This is a genomic window from Oceanobacillus alkalisoli (assembly GCF_021556485.1).
GTDB classification, from domain to species: domain Bacteria; phylum Bacillota; class Bacilli; order Bacillales; family Amphibacillaceae; genus Oceanobacillus; species Oceanobacillus alkalisoli.
In genome coordinates, this window is record NZ_JAKGBW010000107.1 from 1 (window position 1) to 281 (window position 281).

General features: G+C 47.0%; 1 protein-coding gene. It reads right to left on the reverse strand.

What is annotated here, in order from left to right; all coding sequences use genetic code 11:
- Nucleotides 1-281 (reverse strand): MATE family efflux transporter (locus tag LZD48_RS18585; RefSeq protein WP_235764153.1); only part of this gene is annotated, 281 nt, incomplete at both ends.

A 281-nucleotide genomic window follows, 5' to 3' on the forward strand; every position in this document is an offset into this window, starting at 1 on the left:
CGGATTTTGCTCAGATGCAGCTTAAACATATCGGTCGAGCGGCACAGTGCAATGGTAACCAGTACCGCACTGACACCCTGAGAAAAGGTAGTTGCAATCGCTGCGCCCGCTACACCCATCTTAAAGAAAACAATCAGCACAACGTCCAATATAATGTTGATGATACAGCAGACAATCAAAAAGTAAAGCGGTCTGCGGCTGTCGCCGACTGCACGAAGGATACCTGCGCCTACGTTGTAGATAAAGACAAAGATAAGTCCTGCAAAGTAGATGCACAGATA